This is a genomic window from Salinibacterium sp. NG22, from assembly GCF_015864925.1.
Taxonomy (GTDB): domain Bacteria; phylum Actinomycetota; class Actinomycetes; order Actinomycetales; family Microbacteriaceae; genus Rhodoglobus.
The window spans coordinates 1-5,826 of sequence record NZ_JADYWG010000005.1; the positions used below are offsets into that span (position 1 = coordinate 1).

General features: G+C 53.1%; 3 rRNA genes. All 3 read left to right on the forward strand.

Going from position 1 to position 5,826, the window contains the following annotated elements:
- Nucleotides 1–353: 353 nt before the first annotated feature.
- The 3 genes from I6E81_RS14170 to rrf all read left to right on the forward strand — a co-directional run bounded on the left by I6E81_RS14170 (nt 354) and on the right by rrf (nt 5,806).
- Nucleotides 354–1,878: ribosomal RNA gene (locus I6E81_RS14170) — 16S ribosomal RNA — on the forward strand.
- A gap of 512 nt (nt 1,879–2,390) precedes the next feature.
- Nucleotides 2,391–5,508 (forward strand): 23S ribosomal RNA (locus I6E81_RS14175).
- A gap of 181 nt (nt 5,509–5,689) precedes the next feature.
- Nucleotides 5,690–5,806 (forward strand): 5S ribosomal RNA (rrf, locus tag I6E81_RS14180).
- The 16S, 23S and 5S rRNA genes sit together here, the layout of an rRNA operon.
- Nucleotides 5,807–5,826: the final 20 nt, after the last annotated feature.

Here is a 5,826-nt window from a genome sequence, read left to right on the forward strand (position 1 = left end):
GCTGGTAAGTTAGACAGGTTGCCTTTCGCTTTCAGCGGAGGTTGCCAACATAGGTTTTGAAAGCCCTGGGGTGAAGCCGTTTTGCGGTGGAGGTCAGGAGCGTCCGATCCTTGAGAACTCAACAGCGTGCACAATGTCAAATGCCAAAAACCCGACTGTGTTTATGGGAATTGTTCTAATCAGAACGGTTTCGTTTATGCAGCGGATTCCTTTGGAAAAAGATATAAACAACAAAGCAAGTCAGTATTGATTTGTTCTGTCAGTTTCAAACTTGTTGCCTCGACACCCTATTCCGGGTGCGGGTAACGCAAGATGTGCATTGATGGGCTTCGGCTTGTTGGTGCAATCAAACATTTATGGAGAGTTTGATCCTGGCTCAGGATGAACGCTGGCGGCGTGCTTAACACATGCAAGTCGAACGATGAAGCCGGAGCTTGCTCTGGTGGATTAGTGGCGAACGGGTGAGTAACACGTGAGTAACCTGCCCTTGACTCTGGAATAAGCGTTGGAAACGACGTCTAATACCGGATACGAGCTTCAGCCGCATGGCTAGGAGCTGGAAAGAATTTCGGTCAAGGATGGACTCGCGGCCTATCAGGTAGTTGGTGAGGTAATAGCTCACCAAGCCTACGACGGGTAGCCGGCCTGAGAGGGTGACCGGCCACACTGGAACTGAGACACGGTCCAGACTCCTACGGGAGGCAGCAGTGGGGAATATTGCACAATGGGCGCAAGCCTGATGCAGCAACGCCGCGTGAGGGACGACGGCCTTCGGGTTGTAAACCTCTTTTAGTAGGGAAGAAGCGAAAGTGACGGTACCTGCAGAAAAAGCACCGGCTAACTACGTGCCAGCAGCCGCGGTAATACGTAGGGTGCAAGCGTTATCCGGAATTATTGGGCGTAAAGAGCTCGTAGGCGGTTTGTCGCGTCTGCTGTGAAAACTGGGGGCTCAACCCCCAGCCTGCAGTGGGTACGGGCAGACTAGAGTGCGGTAGGGGAGATTGGAATTCCTGGTGTAGCGGTGGAATGCGCAGATATCAGGAGGAACACCAATGGCGAAGGCAGATCTCTGGGCCGTTACTGACGCTGAGGAGCGAAAGCATGGGGAGCGAACAGGATTAGATACCCTGGTAGTCCATGCCGTAAACGTTGGGAACTAGATGTAGGGGCCATTCCACGGTTTCTGTGTCGCAGCTAACGCATTAAGTTCCCCGCCTGGGGAGTACGGCCGCAAGGCTAAAACTCAAAGGAATTGACGGGGGCCCGCACAAGCGGCGGAGCATGCGGATTAATTCGATGCAACGCGAAGAACCTTACCAAGACTTGACATATACGAGAACGGGCTAGAAATAGTTCACTCTTTGGACACTCGTAAACAGGTGGTGCATGGTTGTCGTCAGCTCGTGTCGTGAGATGTTGGGTTAAGTCCCGCAACGAGCGCAACCCTCGTTCTTTGTTGCCAGCACGTAATGGTGGGAACTCAAAGGAGACTGCCGGGGTCAACTCGGAGGAAGGTGGGGATGACGTCAAATCATCATGCCCCTTATGTCTTGGGCTTCACGCATGCTACAATGGCCGATACAAAGGGCTGCAATACCGCGAGGTGGAGCGAATCCCAAAAAGTCGGTCTCAGTTCGGATTGAGGTCTGCAACTCGACCTCATGAAGTCGGAGTCGCTAGTAATCGCAGATCAGCAACGCTGCGGTGAATACGTTCCCGGGCCTTGTACACACCGCCCGTCAAGTCATGAAAGTCGGTAACACCCGAAGCCAGTGGCCTAACCCGCAAGGGGAGGAGCTGTCGAAGGTGGGATTGGTAATTAGGACTAAGTCGTAACAAGGTAGCCGTACCGGAAGGTGCGGCTGGATCACCTCCTTTCTAAGGAGCACGTGCAACTCGTTTTCTCGTCTCTGCGGTATACACAGAGTTAGTGGGGAACGAATTTATGTTGCCGAGTCGTACCAGCCTGTTCGGGTTGGACGGCGCTCATGGGTGGAACATTGACATTGTGATCAGAGGAACTGTTGTTTCTTTAGTACGCCGGCTTGCCGGTTGGAACGAGGGGTTTCAGGGGTGCTGGTCTTTGCACGTTGTTGGGTCCTGAGGGACCGGCCACGGACTGTGATGGTTCGTGTTCGTACCTTAGGGCCGTGAACACCCGTCAAGGGTGTTTGGGTCTAACGGATCCTGGTACTGCTTCCCTTTGGGGTTGTGGTGGAGGATACCGCCCGTATTTTGAGAACTACACAGTGGACGCGAGCATCTTAGATCTGACCGAAAGGTCGGATCACAAGAAATAAACGATGACCCTCACAGCTTTGGTTGTGGGGAATAATTCATTGGTCAATCTCGGCACTTAGGTGTCGCGATCGATTCTTATACTCATGTGATATCAATTTTCTAAGAGCAAACGGTGGATGCCTTGGCATCTGGAGCCGAAGAAGGACGTATAAATCTGCGATAAGCCTCGGGGAGCTGATAATAGAGCTTTGATCCGAGGATTTCCGAATGGGGAAACCCCGCTGGGCGTTGCAAGACGACTCAGTGACTCCCGCCTGAATATATAGGGCGGGTAGAGGGAACGTGGGGAAGTGAAACATCTCAGTACCCACAGGAAGAGAAAACAACCGTGATTCCGTTAGTAGTGGCGAGCGAAACCGGAAGAGGCCAAACCGATCATGTGTGATAGCCGGCAGGCGTTGCATGGTCGGGGTAGTGGGACTTTTCAGCTGTTACTGCCGTACAGCAAGGATTACAAAGTGATATAGACGAATGGGATTGAAAGCCCAGCCATAGACGGTGCCAGCCCGGTAGTCGAAATGTTGCAATGGTCCGAAGAGTATCCCAAGTAGCACGGGGCCCGAGAAATCCCGTGTGAATCTGTCAGGACCACCTGATAAGCCTAAATACTTCCAGATGACCGATAGCGGACAAGTACCGTGAGGGAAAGGTGAAAAGTACCCCGGGAGGGGAGTGAAATAGTACCTGAAACCGTTTGCTTACAAACCGTTGGAGCAGCCTTAGTAGCTGTGACAGCGTGCCTTTTGAAGAATGAGCCTGCGAGTTAGTGATCAGTGGCGAGGTTAACCCGTGTGGGGCAGCCGTAGCGAAAGCGAGTCTTAATAGGGCGTTTTAGTCGCTGGTTCTAGACCCGAAGCGAAGTGATCTATCCATGGCCAGGTTGAAGCGTGTGTAAGAGCACGTGGAGGACCGAACCCACTTAGGTTGAAAACTGAGGGGATGAGCTGTGGATAGGGGTGAAAGGCCAATCAAACTTCGTGATAGCTGGTTCTCTCCGAAATGCATTTAGGTGCAGCGTTGCGTGTTTCTTGCCGGAGGTAGAGCTACTGGATAGCTGATGGGCCCTAAAAGGTTACTGACGTTAGCCAAACTCCGAATGCCGGTAAGTGAGAGCGCAGCAGTGAGACGGTGGGGGATAAGCTTCATCGTCGAGAGGGTAACAGCCCAGACTACCAACTAAGGTCCCCAAGCGTGTGCTAAGTGGGAAAGGATGTGGAGTTGCATAGACAACCAGGAGGTTGGCTTAGAAGCAGCCACCCTTGAAAGAGTGCGTAATAGCTCACTGGTCAAGTGATTCCGCGCCGACAATGTAACGGGGCTCAAGCACACCACCGAAGTTGTAGATTTCGTATTTTAGGTAAGCCTTCGTGGTTCAGCCGTACGGAGTGGTAGGAGAGCGTCGTGTGGCGAGTGAAGCGGCGGTGTAAACCAGCCGTGGACGCTACACGAGTGAGAATGCAGGCATGAGTAGCGAAAGACGGGCGAGAAACCCGTCCTCCGAATGATCAAGGGTTCCAGGGCCAGGCTAATCCGCCCTGGGTAAGTCGGGACCTAAGGCGAGGCCGACAGGCGTAGTCGATGGACAACGGGTTGATATTCCCGTACTGACGAAGAACCGCCCAAACCAATCCAGTAATGCTAAGTATCTGAATCCCCTAGACCAATCCCTTCGGGGTGAGGCGTGGGGCCTAGCGTACGACCCTATTCTGGTGCGGTTAGCGTATTAACAGGTGTGACGCAGGAAGGTAGCTGAGCCGGGCGATGGTTGTCCCGGTCTAAGAATGTAGGCCGAGAGATAGGCAAATCCGTCTCTCATTACGGCTGAGACTCGATGGGTAGTCCTCACGGACGAAATCAGTGATCCTATGCTGCCAAGAAAAGCATCGACGCGAGGTTCAAGTTACCCGTACCCCAAACCGACTCAGGTGATCAGGTAGAGAATACTAAGGAGATCGAGAGAATCGTGGTTAAGGAACTCGGCAAAATGCCCCCGTAACTTCGGGATAAGGGGGGCCTAAGGCGTGAACGGACTTGCTCCGGGAGCGCTGCAGGGCCGCAGAGACCAGTGGGAAGCGACTGTTTACTAAAAACACAGGTCCGTGCTAAGTCGCAAGACGATGTATACGGACTGACGCCTGCCCGGTGCTGGAAGGTTAAGAGGAACGGTTAGCCGTAAGGCGAAGCTGTGAATTTAAGCCCCAGTAAACGGCGGTGGTAACTATAACCATCCTAAGGTAGCGAAATTCCTTGTCGGGTAAGTTCCGACCTGCACGAATGGCGTAACGACTTCCCAGCTGTCTCAACCGCGAACTCGGCGAAATTGCACTACGAGTAAAGATGCTCGTTACGCGCAGAAGGACGGAAAGACCCCGTGACCTTTACTATAGCTTTGTATTGGTGTTCGGTGTGGCCTGTGTAGGATAGGTGGGAGACTGTGAAGCTTGGACGCTAGTTCAGGTGGAGTCATTGTTGAAATACCACTCTGGTCATATTGGATATCTAACTTCGAACCGTAATCCGGTTCAGGGACAGTGCATGGTGGGTAGTTTAACTGGGGCGGTTGCCTCCCAAAAAGTAACGGAGGCGCCCAAAGGTTCCCTCAACCTGGTTGGTAATCAGGTGTCGAGTGTAAGTGCACAAGGGAGCTTGACTGTGAGACTGACAAGTCGAGCAGGGACGAAAGTCGGGACTAGTGATCCGGCAGTGGCTTGTGGAAGCGCTGTCGCTCAACGGATAAAAGGTACCTCGGGGATAACAGGCTGATCTTGCCCAAGAGTCCATATCGACGGCATGGTTTGGCACCTCGATGTCGGCTCGTCGCATCCTGGGGCTGGAGTAGGTCCCAAGGGTTGGGCTGTTCGCCCATTAAAGCGGTACGCGAGCTGGGTTTAGAACGTCGTGAGACAGTTCGGTCCCTATCCTCTGCGCGCGCAGGAAATTTGAGAAGATCTATCCCTAGTACGAGAGGACCGGGATGGACGAACCTCTGGTGTGTCAGTTGTTCCGCCAGGAGCACCGCTGATTAGCTACGTTCGGAATGGATAACCGCTGAAAGCATCTAAGCGGGAAGCCAGCTTCGAGATGAGATTTCCATGGCTTAGGCCGAGAGACTCGCAGCTAGACTACTGCGTTGATAGGCTGGATGTGGAAGCAGGGACTAACGACCTGTGGAGCTGACCAGTACTAATAAGTCGATAAATTGATAACACCCCACCTCACTGGGCGACCTTAGGGTTGTCGAATGGTGACTGAGAAGAATTCTCGCGTCCACTTTGTGGTTCCCGATTTACGGTCGGGAACTGCGCCCAGCACACACTGCTGAGCACCCACCTCGGTGGAATGCTCTGTGATGTGAACTGGCCCAGACTGATACATAAATCAATAGTGTTTCGGCGGCCATAGCGAGAGGGAAACGCCCGGTTACATTCCGAACCCGGAAGCTAAGACTCTCTGCGCCGATGGTACTGCAAGGGGGACCTTGTGGGAGAGTAGGACACCGCCGGACTTCAATTGTAAAATAGCCAC